We start from the raw sequence: 15,787 nt of genomic DNA, 5'->3' as shown, positions 1-15,787 counted from the left end.
GGAGGAAAACAATGAGTGAAACATTAACAACCTGTGGATATTGTGGTTGTGGTTGTGGCTTAATTCTGACAGAAGAAAATGGTAAAGTTGTCAGTGCTAAACCACCTAGAAACCATATAGTGAATAGAGGTAAAATTTGTGCAAAAGGGTGGCATGGATTTAACTTTGTTCATAATAAAGATAGACTAAAGTCTCCATTAATAAAAGAAAATGGTGTTTTTAGGGAAGCTACTTATGAAGAAGCATATGATAAAATTAAAGAAGGTTTTAGTAAAATCATGGCAGAAGGTGATAACACTGAACATATTGGTATTTTAGCAAGTGCTCGCTGTACTAATGAAGAAAACTTTTTAACTTCAAAACTTGGTAGAGCAGCATTGCGAACGGCTACTATTGATCATTGTGCACGTCTTTGACACAGTCCCACTGTTGCTAGTTTAGCAACTGTATTTGGCAGTGGAGCCATGACCAATAGCATTGATGATTTTAGTAAAGCAGATTGCACTATTGTCATAGGATCTAATACAACAGAACAGCACCCTTTAGTTGCTACTCGTATAATTGAAGCTAAACTAAAAGGCGGCAAGCTTTATGTAATTGATCCAAGGAGAATTCAACTAGCAGATTATGCTGATGTTTACGCACTAATTCAACCTGGTACTAACTTAGCCTTAATTAATGCTATGATTTATGTGATATTTTCTGAGGGATTGGCTGATGAAAAGTTTATTCTTGAAAGAACTGAAGGTTATGAAGAGCTAATGGATTCAATTGATGAAGAAGATCTTCAGTTAGCTGTTGAAGTTACTGGATTATCTGAAGCAATAATTCGTGAAATGGCCAGAGGATATGCAACAGCTAAGAATGGCTCTATTGCTTATACCATGGGTGTAACGCAGCATATTACTGGCTCATCAACTGTTGCTGCATTAGCTAATTTAGCTATGATTACAGGTAATGTAGGAAAAGAAGGGGCTGGTGTTAACCCACTACGTGGACAGAATAATGTTCAGGGTTCCTGTGATATGGGGGCTGTTCCAGCTGAATTTCCAGGTTATCAAAAAGCATCTGATAAGAAAGTTCATGATAAATTTAAACAGAAGTGGGGACAACAGACCTCATGTAAAATCGGCTATAAATTAACTGAGATTTTTGGGCAGGTACTTAATGGTGAAATGAAAGGTCTTTATGTTATTGGTGAGAATCCTGTAATGTCTGACCCAAACCAGGCTCATGTTGTTGAGGCTCTTGAAGCAGCTGACTTCTTAGTTGTTCAGGATATTTTTATGACTGAGACTGCTGAGTACGCTGATGTTGTCTTACCAGGAGCAAGTTTTGTTGAAAAAGATGGTACATTTGCTAATACTGAAAGAAGAGTTCAACGGGTCAGAAAAGTAATTGACCCAGTTGGTAATGCAAAAGCAGATTGGGAAATTCTAAGAGATGTTATCAGCTTGTTTAATGTGGATGCAGCTTATGAGCACCCTAAAGATATTATGGAAGAAATAAATGAAATGACTACAATATATAGGGGTATTACTTATGATAGAATTGAAGATATTGGGATTCAATGGCCCTGTCCTTCAATTGATCATCCAGGAACACCTTATATGCATAAAGATACATTTTCTAGAGGCAAAGGCTTATTAACCATTAACCCGTATATTTCGCCATCTGAGTTGCCGACAGAGGAATATCCTTTCTTAATGACAACTGGACGAATTCATCATCATTACCATACAGGTACAATGACTCGTCGAGTATGGAATCTTGAAAGGGAAGCCAGCAAGAGTTTTATTGAAATTAATGAACATGATGCAAAGGAAATGGGGCTTTGGGATTTTAGAAAAGTACGAGTAGCTAATAAAAGAGGAAGCTTGGAAACAGAAGTCCGTATTACGAATAGAATTGGTAGAGGAATTGTCTTTATGCCTTTCCACTTTAAAGAAAGTTTAGTTAATGCATTGACTAATGATAAAGAACTTGATCCATTAGCAAAAATTCCCCAATTAAAATCTTTCGCAGTTAGAATAGAGGTGCTATAGATGTATTTTTTAAAAAAAGAAAAGTTGCATGACTTATTGTCAAAATGGAATGAGACAATGACTGTTTATGCACCAACTAAAAACTTAGGAGATGTTGAACTTCTTCCTTATAATAAAGAAAAATATACTGAGGATTTTATTAATTTCTCATTGCCTGTAAAAGAATATGTTTTTAATCCCAAAGAAGAGCTATTTCGCTGGGAAAAGCAAACAGATGGTAATGTTTCTATTAGCACACCTGAAAATGAAATAAACAGAGGGAAAAGAGTCTTTTTTGGGATTCGTTCTTGTGATACTTATGGCATGCTCTATATGGACCGCTTTTACCTAGGAGAGTTTGAAGATATTAACTACAAGGTTAGACGTGAGGATACTTTTTTAGTTCAAATGAATTGTCTGAAAGCTGGCAATTCTTGCTATTGTTCTTCTTTCGATTTAGGAGGACCTTTTGCTACAAATGGACAAGATATAGAAGTTACTCCAGTTGCTGACGGCTATTTATTTGAAGTATACTCAGAAAAAGGGGATTCCCTTATTAATGTAGCTAAGCCTTTACTTGAGAAAGTTGAAGATTCTAAATCATACTTAGAGACAAAAGAACAACTTAAGAAAAAAGCTGAAGAAACATTTAAGGTTCACTTACCACTTGATAAAATACAGTCAATTTTAACTAAAACATTTTCTTCACCAATCTGGGATGACGCAGCAAAAGGTTGTATTGCTTGTACAGGGTGTACTAATGTTTGTCCAACTTGTACTTGTTTTAATGTTGTTGAAGAGAATAAAAGTGCAGATGAAGGCACCCGTGTTCGTTATTGGGACAGCTGTCAAAGTTTAGCATTTACATTAAATGCAGGTAATCACAATACTAGAGATGTTGTTGCAAAGACACGTTTTCGTATTTATGATAAATTAAAATATATTGAAGAGCGTTTTGGCTATAAAGGTTGTACGGGTTGTGGCCGTTGTGTTGATGTTTGTCCAACTTATATTAGCATTATTGATATTGTTCAGAGGTTGGCCAAAGAAATGGAAGAGAATCCTGAATTAGAAGTGGATCCACGTCAAGTTAATGACGTTCGTTATGAAATATATGAAAGAGAAATACAAAACACAAAAGGTATGTATACTCCTGAATTAGCTACTATTGTATCTGTAATGGATGAAGGTAAAGATATGAAGCGTTTTTCATTTAAGTATGATGATGAAACACTGCATCATAGCTATGACTTTAAGGGTCAGTTTTTTGAAATTACAGTTTTTGGAGTAGGGGAAATAGCTATTTCTATTCCTTTTGGACCAAGTGAAACAAATATTCTCGACTTTGCTATTAAAAAAGTGGGTAAAGTTACAAGGGCTATTCATGATTTAAAGCCAGGGGATAAAGTTGGATTAAGAGGACCTTTTGGTAGTGCTTTCCCTTATGAGGAGATTAAAGGTCGAGATATTTTAGTTATTGGTTCAGGTGTTGGTTTAGCTCCTGTGAGAACTATGATTGCTCAAATTCTAGATCATCCAGAAGCTTTTGGACAGGTGGTCATTATTGCCAGTGGCGTAAGCTATGATGGTGTAATTTATAAAGAGGATTTAAAGAAATGGAGCCAGTTACCTAATGTGAGAGTGTTATATGCCTTAGCAAAACCAACAGATGAAGTAGATGCTTATGTAGGCTATATTAATGATTTGCTTCCAGATTTGGGGTTGAATTGGGAAAAGACAACAAGTGTTCTCTGTGCTTCTCCAAGCCGAATTAAAAAGGTAGCAAAAGATTTGCTTAAATTAGGACTAGATTCTGACGATATTCTTGTAACCTTAGAAACCCATATGCGTTGCGGTGCAGGCAAGTGCGGTCACTGTAAAGTCGGTTCACACTATATGTGTGTAGATGGACCAGTATTTAACTATACTCAAATGTTACAATTACCACCAGAATATTGATATTAATATTTTAAAATAAAAAGAAAGTTCTCTATTATGAGAGCTTTCTTTTATGTTATAATAAGAAAATAGAAGATTGAAAAACTTCTCTGATATATACATCAGAGGTGTTTTTGTTATAGAAAGGGGAATTTAATTGAAAATAGTAATGCAGTCACCTTATCGAGATAAAAAACTGTTAGTTTTTCTATTGGGGTTACTAATAGCAGTAATCTTTTTATTACCTTTCATTATTAGAGATGGGGGGCATTTATTTTTATGGAATGATTTTAATCACCAACAGATTCCTTTTTATATAACGGCTCATGAAGCAGTGCGAAGCGGTAGTTTTTTATGGAGTCGGACAACTGATTTAGGGGCTAATTTTATTGGTTCTTATAGTTTCTACTTATTGGGAAGTCCATTTTTTTGGCTAACAGTTCCTTTTCCTGTTGAGTGGATTTCATATTTAATGGGACCATTATTGATTCTTAAGTTTTCTTGTGGTGGTCTTACAGGATATTTGTTTATACGACGTTTTGTAAGAAATAAGTATAATGCAGTAATCGGCGGGTTACTCTATACTTTTTCAGGATTTTGCATTACCAGTATGTTTTTTAACCATTTTCAAGAAGCAGTAATTTTTTTTCCTCTTCTTTTAATTGCTTTAGATAAGCTGATGATTGAAGGTAAAAAAGGTTGGTTTATGGGTGCTGTTTTTGTAAATGCTATTGTTAATTATTTCTTCTTTATTGGCTCTATGATTTTCACTTTAATTTATTTAATTGTTCGCTGTAAGACTGGTGGTTACAAAATGACATGGACTAAATTTTGGACAGGTAGTATAGAAGTATTATTAGGATGCTTATTAAGTGCTTTTTTGCTGATTCCATCGGCATTAGTTCTGTTAGGCAATGATAGAACAGAAGAGGGAATTGGCCTTCTTAGTGGCTTGATTTATTTGAAAACACCAGGCAATTATTTAAGTATTGTTAGTGGTTTTTTCTTTCCGCCAGAAATTCAGGGGCAAATGGTATTTTTTAAGGGTTCTTCACCTTGGGCATCAATTGGTGGGTGGCTTCCGTTATTTGGTTTAACAGGTATCGTTGCATTTTGGACAATTAAGGAAAAGCGTTTTCAATTTATTAAGTGGCTATTAATAATATCAACAATTATTGCATTTATTCCGTTTTTAAATAGTATGTTTTATTTATTCAGAAGTGAATATTATGCTAGATGGTTTTATATGCCTATTCTTATTATGTGCCTAGGAACTGCAATTGCTTTAGAGCGTAGTCGTAGGTGGCGATATAGTATTAAGGTAATTCTAGGCTTAACAGCAATTATTGCTTTAGTTACGGCTTTTATACCAAGTCAAACCCTTGCAGGATGGCAGTTTGGGTTTTATGATTATTTAAAGCAGGATCGCTTTATTAGTATGGTGGTTATCGCTTTAATTTGTCTCTTTTTACTTTGGTTTTTATTTAAAATAAGGGCAAGTAAAAAATGGCAAAAATATTTTTACCAATTTACCTTGAGTATATTGTCTTTAGTTATTGGCCTTCATGGTATATATTTTATTTTCGTGGGGAAAAAATACACAAACAGTTTAGATGCAGCTGGCTTTATTGTGCCTAATTTGTTAGAGCATAAAATCCAATTGCCAGATAGTAATGGACAGCTAGAGAGGATTGATTCAGAAAATAAGCATTTTAATTTAGCTTTTTATTGGGATAAATCAAGTATAACTACTTTTCATAGTATTATATCTAATAGTGTTCATCCTTTGTATGAGAGTATTGGCGCTAAGAGAGCTATGGTTTCTAATCTCAGTGGAAAACAGTATGCTTTTCCAGCTTTTTTGTCTGTTAAGTGGTACTTTAATAGTACAGAAGAACCTAATGTTCATATGACAGAAAAAATGATGCTAAAAAGAAATCAAAAAATAGTTAATAAAGTGCCACCTTTGCCAGGTTTTTCATTTTACGAAAAACAATTGGATTACAATATATTCATTAATGATAATTATGTTCCATTTGGGTTTGTTTATGATAATTATATTGATGAAGAAGCTTATTTTAATGAATTAATGCCTCAACAAAGAGATAAGGCGTTATTAAAAGGTTTAGTATTAACTAAAGAGCAGATTAACAAGTATGATTCCATATTAAAGCCACTACCTCTTGAAACTATGAAGGATAGTTCTTACAGCGCTTTTGTAAAAGATGTAGAAAATAGAAGAACCGTAACAGGAACTGCATTTGAAAGAAATAATAAAGGTTTTAGTTTGAAAATTAATTTACCAAAAGAAAATTTAGTTTTTCTTAGTGTTCCTTATGATGCTGGTTGGACAGCAACAGTTAATGGACGCCCTGCCCCAATTGAACAGGTGCAAATCGGTTTAATGGCAGTAAAGGGAGAGGCTGGCATTAATGAGATATCATTTAGTTATTTTCCCCCAGGATTAAAGGTTGGACTATTGATAAGTGGTGGTGCTCTTATTGTGAGTGGCATTTACCTATTGGGGATAAGAAGAATCCGAACAAAGTTTAAAAAAATAAGTAAAGATTATTAAAACCAATAATTAAGGGCGAGGGAGGAAAACTATAGGCTCTGCCTCTTTATTTATAGGGAGAAAGATGGTATACTTGTTTGTAGATATATTTAATTTAAGGAGGTAGAGAATTATAATGTCTTTTGAAGAAAAAGTAAAAGAATTAGGTATAACCATCCCTACACCAGGAGTGCCAACAGCAGCATATGAGCCAGGTGTACTTGTGGATGGTCTTATTTATGTTTCAGGTCAATTACCAGTTATGGAAGGCGACGTGAAATATAAGGGAATCGTTAATAAAGATGTATCAGTTGAGGAAGGTTATGAAGCAGCAAAAATTTGTGCTATCAATGCTTTAGGTGTTGTTAAGAAGATTGCTGGATCTTTAGATAACGTAGAAAAAATTGTTCAAGTTCAAGGTTTTGTAAATTCAACAAATGACTTTACAGGGCAACCACAAGTAATCAATGGTGCATCAGATATTCTAGGCACTATTTTTGGCGATGCAGGTAAACATGCTCGTTTTGCTATTGGTAACAGCGGTTTACCATTAGGCGCTTCAGTAGAAGTTGGTATGATCGTTAAAATAAAAAAATAAATTTGATTTAAGGAGGAACATTCAATATGTCAATGCGTACACGTTTATTTATTCCAGGTCCTGTTGATGTATCGCCGGAAGTTTTACAAAAAATGGTTACACCTATGATTGGTCACAGAACTAATGATTCAAGTGTACTACAAAAAGGTATTCATGATAAAATGCAAAAGCTATTTTATACAGAAAACAGAATAATGCTATCTACTTCTTCAGGAAGTGGTTTTATGGAAGGGGCTATTCGCTCTTGTGCAAAAAAGAAAGCTGCTGTATTTTCAATTGGCGCATTTGGCGATAGATGGTATAAAATGGCTGTAGCAAACAATATTCCAGCAGATAAGTTTTCAGTTGAGCCTGGCCAACCAACATTGGCTGCTGATGTTGAAAAAGCATTGGCAACTGGGGATTATGACGTTGTTACAGTAACTCATAATGAAACTTCTGTCGGCATTCAAAACCCTGTAGAGGAAATTGCTGAGGTTGTCAAAAAGTATACTGACGTAATTTGGTTAGTTGATGCAGTAAGTTCTGCAGCAGGCGCTAAAATTGAAGTGGATAAATTAGGGATTGATGTTCTAATTACTTCAACTCAAAAAGCTTTAGGTTTACCTCCAGGATTAGCGATTTGTTCTTTTTCGGAGAAAGCGTATGAAAGAGCTAAAACTGTTGAAAACAGAGGCTTATATTTTGATATGGTTGAAATTTATGAAACTATTGAAAAGAAAAATCATCAGTATCCTTCAACACCAGCATTATCATTAATGTATGCATTAGATTACCAATTAGACCAAATCATGCTTGAGGGTATTGAAAACAGATTTGCTCGCCATACAGAAATGGCTAAATTTGTCCGTGCTTGGGCTAAGAAACATTTTGAATTACTTGCAGATGAAAAATACTGTTCAAATACACTAACTACTATTAAGAATACTAGAGACATTAGTGTAAAAGACTTAAACAAACGTTTAGCTATGAGAGGCTATGCAATATCTAATGGCTATGGTTCTTTAAAAGAGAAGACATTTAGAATTGCTCACATGGCTGATACAACTATTCAACAAGTTAAGGCTTTATTGGTTGAGATAGAAGATATTTTAGGTCTATAAGGTTTTACATTGAAATAGAAATGCAATATAGAACCAGGAATTATTTTCTGGTTCTATTGTTTTTAAGAATAAAAGTTTAGGAGGAGATTTATAATGATTAAAGTTTTAGCAAATGATGGTATTGATAAAAGTGCTGAAGAAGCATTAAAAGCAGCAGGCTGTGAAGTAGATACAAATCACTATGATGGTGCTGAATTAATTGCCAAGTTAAAAGAAGTAAATGCTGTTGTTATTCGTTCGGCAACTAAATTGACAGCGGAAATTTTTGAAGGTATAAATGGTGGTAACTTAAAATTAGCTATTAGAGCTGGAGTAGGTATTGATAATATTGATATTCCAGCAGGTGAAAAAGCTGGTGTAACAGTTACTAATACACCTTCAGCAAGCAGTGATTCCGTAGCTGAATTAGCCTTAGGACATATGTTTTCTGTAGCGCGTCACATTGGAATCACCAATGTAACAATGAGAGAAGGAAAATGGGAAAAGAAAAACTATAAAGGAGTTGAACTTGATGGTAAAACATTAGGTTTAATTGGCTTTGGTAGAATTGCTCGTTCTCTTGCAAAAAAAGCAGAGGCACTTGGTATGAAAGTTATTTATACAGATTTATTGGGTAAAGTTGCAGGTTATGATCAATTTAAGCATTGTGCCAAAGATGATGTCCTTAAGGATGCAGATTTTGTTTCTTTACACATTCCTTTTGACAAACAAGCTGGTGCAACAATTGGCTCAAAAGAGTTTGCTCAAATGAAAGATGGCGTTTATTTAATTAACTGTGCTAGAGGTGGCGTTGTTGATGAAGCAGCTTTAATTACAGCTTTAGACAATGGTAAAGTAGCTGCAGCTGGTATTGATGTATTTGAAAAAGAACCAACTGATAATACAGTTTTAATAAACCATCCTAAAGTTTCTGTAACCCCTCACATTGGAGCTTCAACTGGTGAAGCTCAAAAGAGAATTGGAGCAGAAGTTGTTGATTTAATTACAAATTTTTCATTTTAAATTTAGATAAAAATACGAGGAGGAATTTTTTTATGGCAGCAGTAAGACCTTTTAAAGGTGTACGTCCTAAAGATCAAAAAATGGCTGAAGAGATGATTTCTCTTCCTTATGACGTAATGAATAGAAAAGAAGCAAAAGAAATGGCAGAAGGGAAACCACATTCATTTTTAAGAATTGTTCGTTCTGAAATTGAATTGCCTGAGTCTGTAGATGCTTATTCTAAAGAAGTATACTTAAAAGCAAAAGACGTTTTAGATAAATGGCGTCAAGAGGGTATTCTGATTACTGATGAGAAATCTTGTTTTTACATTTATCGTCAAAAAATGGAAGGTAGAGTGCAAACTGGTTTAGTTGCATGTGCTTCTATTGATGACTATATGAATAATGTTATTAAGAAACATGAATTCACAAGAAAAGAAAAAGAATTAGATAGAATTAACCATTTTGATGTGTGTGATGCTAATACAGAACCTGTGTTCTTTACATATAGAAAAAAAGAAGAAATTAGCAAAATTATCAATGACTGGGTAGAGAGCCATGCAGCTACCTATGACGTAACTACTGAAGATGACATTACACATACTGTTTGGGTATTAGATGACGAAGCTTTAGTTGCTAAGTTAACAGAATTATTTGCATCTATTGATTATCTATACATTGCAGATGGACACCACCGTTCTGCTTCAGCAGCAGCTACAGGAATTAAGAGAAGAGAAGATAATCCTGACTATACTGACGAGGAAGAGTTTAATCGTTTCTTAACGGTTATTTTCCCTGATGAAGATTTATATGTAATGGACTATAACAGAGTAGTCAAAGATTTAAATGGACTTTCTTCAGAAGAATTCTTAAATAAAGTGGGCGAAAAGTTTACAATTACTGAAAGCAAAACGGCACCATTTAAGCCAGGAAAGAAAAATGAATTTGGTATGTTTTTAGATGGTAAATGGTATGTAATGTCAGCAAAACCGGGTACTTGTCCTGAGCAGGATCCTGTTGAGAGTTTAGATGCAGCAATTTTACAAAGTAACTTACTCGATCCAATTTTAGGAATTGAAGATCCACGAACAAATAATCGTATTGATTTTGTTGGTGGAATTAGAGGACTAGGAGAGCTTGAGAGACGTGTAAATGAAGATATGAAAGTTGCATTCTCATTATTCCCGGTGACTATTAAGGATTTAATGGCAGTTTCTGATGCAGACAGAGTTATGCCACCAAAATGCACTTGGTTTGAGCCTAAATTAAGAAGTGGATTATTTATTCACACATTAAGTTAAGTTTTTAGTAGAAGACTCTAATATTTATTAGAGTCTTCTTTTTTACAGAATCATTTCTCAAAAATGAATTTATAGTATTTTATTGACAAGATAGCTTTAAAAGGTTATTATTAGCTTATTAATGATAGTAGATATGTAATTGTTACAAATATGAAAGAGGTGGTTTTGTGGCTAAGAATAAAATGAAACAAGAAGAATTAGTAGTTCTTTTGAAGGATGCTGGTATAAAGCCCTCTGTACAAAGAATAATGATTCTAGACTACCTAGTTAAGAATCATACTCATCCTACAGTGGATATGATTTACCGAGCTTTATATACAGACATTCCAACATTATCAAAAACAACAGTATATAATACTCTGGATTTATTTACAGAGCATAATTTAGTTCAGAAGCTATTTATCGAGGAAAATGAAATAAGATATGATATAGATGCTGCTGTCCATGGACATTTTAAATGTGTAGATTGTGGATTAGTAACTGATTTTAATATTAATCGAATTGAGACAGAAGTTGATAAGCTAAATGAGAATAAAATTATTGCAAGAGAAGTTTACTATAGAGGAATCTGTAAAAAATGTCTTGCTAATAAATAATATATTAATTTTAAGGAGTGATTTACATGGTACAAAGAAATATTTATGTCTGTAAAAATGGTGCGATTGTTGAAGGGCTAACAAACCCTGTAGAAGCTGGCGACTGTGAAGGGCTTACTTTAGTAGAAGCAAACTCAGTAGATGCAGCAGTTGAGAAACATGTTCCTGTTATTGAGACTATTGATGGTGGTTATAAAGTAACTATTGGAAGTGTTTTACACCCAATGTTACCTGAGCATTATATTCAGTGGATTGAATTAAATGAAGGTAATAAGTGTCAAATTCAGTTTTTAAATCCTGGTGAAGAGCCAATTGCTACATTTAAGACTAATGCTAAAAAAGTATCTGCTCGTGAATACTGTAATCTACATGGTTTATGGATAGCAGAATAAAAAAAGTATAGATTAAGCCTACGCAAAATAGCGTAGGCTTTTTATTGCTTTAAATAATCAATAAAAAAAGGTATAATAGTAGTAGTTGTGGAAAGGATACTGAAGGTTGAATTTGCTTAATATATCAGAAAATTGCGTTAACAAAAATGATGTTTTTATAAAGCTGCACACTATCCTTATAGTCTATATGAAGTTAGAAGCGCAACATTAACTTATCTTCAAAATAATTGCCAAGGTATTGTTGCTATTGGTAATAAATGGTTGCTGGACTTTGCTACAGTTACAGCTCTCCTTTGTGGCAATAGTACTTCTTGGAGTCGTCTGTTATTTGATGAATCTGTTGCGCAAAACCTAGTTCCGGTAACTTATTATCCAGTGGATTTTTAGGCTTTTTAAATAGAGATACTATAGCTGTTATGGATTATTGTGATATGGATATTAAAAAGATTGTTGATGAAGCCTATAAAAGCATACCTAAAATTGCCAAAGAAAGCTATTATATAATGGAGGAAAATAAAAATCGGAGAATACTTTATTTTTTGGAGGCAATTGAAAATGACATTTTTGCTAAAGACGATGAAAGCTTGGAATTAGGGAAACAATATATTGAAGGACAATATAAAGCTTTTGAAAAACTTTTAGCAAAAGTTGATAGAAATTATTATTTGAAAACTAGTTGGATTTCTGAATTTATTTCTTTTTTAATGCCTTATGGCAAAAATTCTTATTATGATTGGTATCAATTTTTTATTACTGAAATATTCAACTATGAAGCAAACCCTCAAGTTATGAATATTTTACAGCAATTTGATAATCAGAATAAGCCTGAATTACTAGATAAAGTAGCTTTAATTGAAGACAGACATAAAATTATTTATTTATGTAGTAGGTGTAATAAGAGCATTGATGCAGATAGATTAAATTATTTATTTAACAAAATTTTGGAGGATTAATTATTCAATGGGTGTAATATTAACAGTGAGTGGAATATTAATACTATTATATGGTTTATGGATTGCTGCTTTTGTATTTTTACAGAGGAGGGATCCTGCAAGCACAACAGCTTGGCTACTTATTTTTGTAGCTTTACCAGGTATAGGCTTTATTGTTTATTATTTTTTTGGAAGAGACTTAAGTAAAAAGAAAGTATTTCATTTTGAAGATAGTGAAAAAAAGTTAATAATAAAAATAGCTAATCAAAAAAGAACTGAGAAAAAATGTAAAATTAGATGCGAAATTGAAGACCAGCGGGAAATTATTCGTTTAATTGGTCAGCTAGATAAGTTGCCTATTTCATATGATAACGAAGTCGATTTCTATATGAATGGTCATGATAAATTTAAAGCATTTATGGAAGATATAGAGAATGCCAAAGAAGAGGTCAATGTAATGTACTTCATTTATAAAAGGGGTATTCTAGGAGAAAGCTTTAGGGACTTATTAATTAAAAAAGCAAAAGAAGGCGTAAAAGTTCGTTTGCTGTTAGATGATCTGGGAGCAAGAAAAGTAAAAGGAAACTATTTTAAAGAACTAATTGCTACAGGAGGCAAAGTATCCTTTTCTTTTCCTGTAACATCAATTTATATTAGAGTTAATAATAGAAACCATAGAAAAATTGCTATTATTGATAGAAAGTATGCTTATATAGGTGGCTACAATATTGGCGATGAATATTTAGGGATGAAAAAGAAAATGGGATACTGGAGAGATACTCATGTGAGAATTCAAGGAACTAGTGTTCAAGCTCTTTTAGTACGCTTTATACTGGATTGGAGGCATGCTGGCAACAACGATATGGCAATTGATTACGATGTTTTTAGAGACCCTGAAAATCAAGGGGAAATAGGTGCCCAAGTATTATCAAGTGGTCCAGATTCTAAACTGGCTCAAATCAAATTAGCATATATGGAGATTATTAGTCACGCAAAAGAGTACATTTATATTCAAAGCCCATACTTTGTACCAGATGCTCCATTTTTAGAAGCTATGAAAATTGCTTTATTAAAGGGTGTAGATATTCATATTATGATTCCCAACAAGCAGGATCATATTTTTGTTTATTGGGCTACCTATTCATTTATTGGAGATTTATTACCATTAGGACTAAAGGCCTATACTTATAATAATGGCTTTCTGCACTCTAAAACAATCATGGCTGATGGCAAAGTTGGTAGTGTTGGTAGTGCTAATTTTGATGAAAGAAGCTTTAATTTGAGTTTTGAAACAAATGTATTTTTATATGGAAATAAGGTGGGGAAAGCATTTAAGGATATATTTGAAGAAGACTTAAAACACTGCACTCAGATTACCATGGAAATGTATAATAACAGGTCTATCATGGTTCGTATAAAGGAGCCTATTAGTCGTTTGATTTCTCCAGTATTGTAAGAAGGGATAACAATGATTGTCTTCTTGATACTTTTTATAGTTTTAGGAGCAGGTGTATTTTTTATTATCTGCGTTAGAGACGGATACCTAATCAATTAAATTTGTGCTTTTTTATTAGCTTTTTAACCTATTTTTGGGTTGAAAAGCTATCTCTTTAATTTTATTTATATTCTCTAACCTTCAAAAGTTGTTCTAACTGGACGTCCTTTTTCATTTAGGGTTACTTTTACGAGTTTTTTTAGTTTCTTAATATCATCAACTTTAGTGCACTCAGCCAGTTGGTAAATTTTAGAATTATCTCCAGTTGCTTTAAATACATATATTAAAACTTTCATAACTGAAAAGCTGTGCTCCGCATCCTTAATTGTAATAACAGATTTATCTTTAATAGAGAAGGCTTTTACAAGGGCTTCACTATAGTTTACATCTTTCAAATCTCCAATTAAAAAAACATCTGCATTTTCATCTTGAAGATCTGTGTCAATATTGCGTACAGGTTTTACAGAATAAAATTCTTTAGCTGTGGCACCTAGAGACGCCAATAAAGGTAAAATACCATGTCCTCTGTGACCAGAGATAATGATAGTATCGCCATCTTTAATTGCATCTGCAAGATAGTTGGCTTCATTTTCTGTCATAAATTCTTGGTCAATCAATTTTTGTAACATAGGATTCATTGGTTAATCCCCTTTCATATTGTTATTTTTTTCACTTATTATTATAGCATTAAAGTTAAGGGGATTAAAGTTTGAACAAGGAAAAAGCCAATAAAAGAATAATTATCTTCATATTTTTGCCGAAACAACTTGAAAATAAAAAAAGAATAATATATAATATTTTTAGGGAATGAATTTATCATTATTATTATAGCGAGGAGAGAAGAGAGCGATGAAAAGAGAAAAAATTCGTGAAGCCAGAATACGCTTTGGATATTCCCAAAAAGACTTGGCAGGCAGAATTGGTGTTACTAGACAGACCATTAATTTAATTGAAGCAGGAAAGTACAATCCTAGTTTAAGAATTTGCAAAGGTATTTCGAAAGAGTTAAATGCTACATTAGACGAATTATTTGGAGAGTAATTACTGCGCAAACATTTATGTCAATAAAGTAAAGATAAGAATGGATGAAGTATTTAAAATACTTCATCCATTCTTTTATAATTATTAAATATTTCTTGTACTTGTTCTTCCAAAGTTAAGTAATCAATATTCGGAATATCTTTTAAGGTTTCTTTTGTTAAATCAAAGTAGGATTCAAGCAGTGGCAAATAACCGATTCTATGTAAGGGGGTTGCCAACATTGAAACAATTTGAAAAGATGCTTGCTTTAGTTTCAAATAATGTTCTCCTTGAGTACTTAAGCCACGAAATGATTTTTTTAAATTTTCGTCTGTAGTTAAAAACTCTTGCTCCTTTTGTTGAATAATATTGTGGTGCAAGGAAAGCAGTGTTTCTATATAGGAACGTAGTGTGTAAAAAATAGTGCTTGCATATTCTTTTTTTCTCTCTTGAAAGATTGACATTACATTTGAAATTTTTGACTCATAAAAGAGTAATTCACTCAATGTGATTTCATTGTCTTTCTCGTAAGAGAAGAGAAGCTTTTTGATGAAAAAAAATTCCATCCATCCACTGTACTCTTTACCACAAAGTTGTAAGTACATAGGATATTTCAGAAGATAATCTAAACGCTTCTCTTTGTTTTTATACATTTTTTTTTGGGCAATTTGAAGCACCTGAGCTGCCATAGTAAAATGTTTACTGAATTTTAGTCGCTCTGCTTCCTGGATTAATTTAGGAACACTCAGAGCATCATAAAATTCAGTTAACGTATCATTATTCTGAAACACACCCCTATGTTTCTCTTCGACAATATGGTTGGATAATGGTTTACTATAGACAGTCACAGGTC

General features: G+C 33.1%; 15 protein-coding genes. 13 read left to right on the top strand and 2 right to left on the bottom strand.

What is annotated here, in order from left to right:
* Nucleotides 1–11: 11 nt before the first annotated feature.
* The 12 genes from fdhF (at nt 12) to cls (ending at nt 13,875) form a co-directional block, all read left to right on the top strand.
* A complete protein-coding gene (gene fdhF, locus AZF37_RS06835) occupies nt 12–2,045 on the top strand; it encodes a formate dehydrogenase subunit alpha (protein WP_088370136.1) in 2,034 nt (677 codons plus the stop codon).
* Complete coding sequence (locus AZF37_RS06830; protein ID WP_088370135.1) at nt 2,046–3,983, top strand: 4Fe-4S dicluster domain-containing protein; 1,938 nt, start codon at nt 2,046–2,048, stop codon at nt 3,981–3,983.
* A gap of 136 nt (nt 3,984–4,119) precedes the next feature.
* Nucleotides 4,120–6,537: a YfhO family protein gene (locus AZF37_RS06825; protein ID WP_088370134.1), complete on the top strand. Its 2,418-nt coding sequence runs from the start codon at nt 4,120–4,122 to the stop codon at nt 6,535–6,537.
* Between the two features lie 115 nt (nt 6,538–6,652).
* Nucleotides 6,653–7,114: a RidA family protein gene (locus tag AZF37_RS06820; RefSeq protein ID WP_088370133.1), complete on the top strand. Its 462-nt coding sequence runs from the start codon at nt 6,653–6,655 to the stop codon at nt 7,112–7,114.
* A 32-nt stretch (nt 7,115–7,146) separates the two neighbouring features.
* Nucleotides 7,147–8,217 (top strand): pyridoxal-phosphate-dependent aminotransferase family protein, encoded by a 1,071-nt coding sequence (locus AZF37_RS06815; protein ID WP_088370680.1) that lies wholly within the window; start codon nt 7,147–7,149, stop codon nt 8,215–8,217.
* A gap of 93 nt (nt 8,218–8,310) precedes the next feature.
* Entirely contained in the window at nt 8,311–9,219 is a 909-nt protein-coding gene (locus tag AZF37_RS06810) for a D-2-hydroxyacid dehydrogenase (protein WP_088370132.1), read from the top strand.
* A gap of 32 nt (nt 9,220–9,251) precedes the next feature.
* On the top strand, nt 9,252–10,499 hold the full coding sequence (locus AZF37_RS06805; RefSeq protein WP_088370131.1) for a DUF1015 domain-containing protein: 1,248 nt from the start codon (nt 9,252–9,254) through the stop codon (nt 10,497–10,499).
* A gap of 167 nt (nt 10,500–10,666) precedes the next feature.
* Nucleotides 10,667–11,095 carry a Fur family transcriptional regulator gene (locus AZF37_RS06800; protein ID WP_342668637.1) on the top strand — a complete coding sequence of 143 codons (429 nt, stop codon included), beginning with the start codon at nt 10,667–10,669 and terminating at the stop codon, nt 11,093–11,095.
* A 26-nt stretch (nt 11,096–11,121) separates the two neighbouring features.
* Complete coding sequence (locus tag AZF37_RS06795; protein ID WP_088370130.1) at nt 11,122–11,487, top strand: desulfoferrodoxin family protein; 366 nt, start codon at nt 11,122–11,124, stop codon at nt 11,485–11,487.
* Between the two features lie 261 nt (nt 11,488–11,748).
* Nucleotides 11,749–11,874, top strand: a complete 126-nt coding sequence (locus tag AZF37_RS12415; RefSeq protein WP_281178848.1) for a hypothetical protein — start codon at nt 11,749–11,751, stop codon at nt 11,872–11,874.
* A 29-nt stretch (nt 11,875–11,903) separates the two neighbouring features.
* Nucleotides 11,904–12,440 carry a hypothetical protein gene (locus AZF37_RS06790; protein WP_088370129.1) on the top strand — a complete coding sequence of 179 codons (537 nt, stop codon included), beginning with the start codon at nt 11,904–11,906 and terminating at the stop codon, nt 12,438–12,440.
* Nucleotides 12,441–12,447: 7 nt separating this feature from the next.
* On the top strand, nt 12,448–13,875 hold the full coding sequence (gene cls / locus AZF37_RS06785; RefSeq protein ID WP_088370128.1) for a cardiolipin synthase: 1,428 nt from the start codon (nt 12,448–12,450) through the stop codon (nt 13,873–13,875).
* A 173-nt stretch (nt 13,876–14,048) separates the two neighbouring features.
* Here the strand turns inward: cls and AZF37_RS06780 are convergent, their stop codons facing one another.
* Complete coding sequence (locus tag AZF37_RS06780) at nt 14,049–14,552, bottom strand: hypothetical protein (RefSeq protein WP_088370127.1); 504 nt, start codon at nt 14,550–14,552, stop codon at nt 14,049–14,051.
* Between the two features lie 211 nt (nt 14,553–14,763).
* Between AZF37_RS06780 and AZF37_RS06775 the strand changes: the two genes are divergently transcribed.
* A complete protein-coding gene (locus tag AZF37_RS06775; RefSeq protein ID WP_088370126.1) occupies nt 14,764–14,955 on the top strand; it encodes a helix-turn-helix transcriptional regulator in 192 nt (63 codons plus the stop codon).
* Nucleotides 14,956–15,008: 53 nt separating this feature from the next.
* Here AZF37_RS06775 and AZF37_RS06770 read toward each other — a convergent pair whose 3' ends face one another.
* On the bottom strand, nt 15,009–15,782 hold the full coding sequence (locus tag AZF37_RS06770) for a hypothetical protein (protein WP_088370125.1): 774 nt from the start codon (nt 15,780–15,782) through the stop codon (nt 15,009–15,011).
* Nucleotides 15,783–15,787: the final 5 nt, after the last annotated feature.

Source organism: endosymbiont 'TC1' of Trimyema compressum, assembly GCF_001584725.1.
Lineage (GTDB): Bacteria > Bacillota > TC1 > TC1 > TC1 > TC1.
The sequence above is the reverse complement of the archived record's forward strand: the minus strand, read 5'-3'. Positions and strand labels throughout refer to the sequence as shown.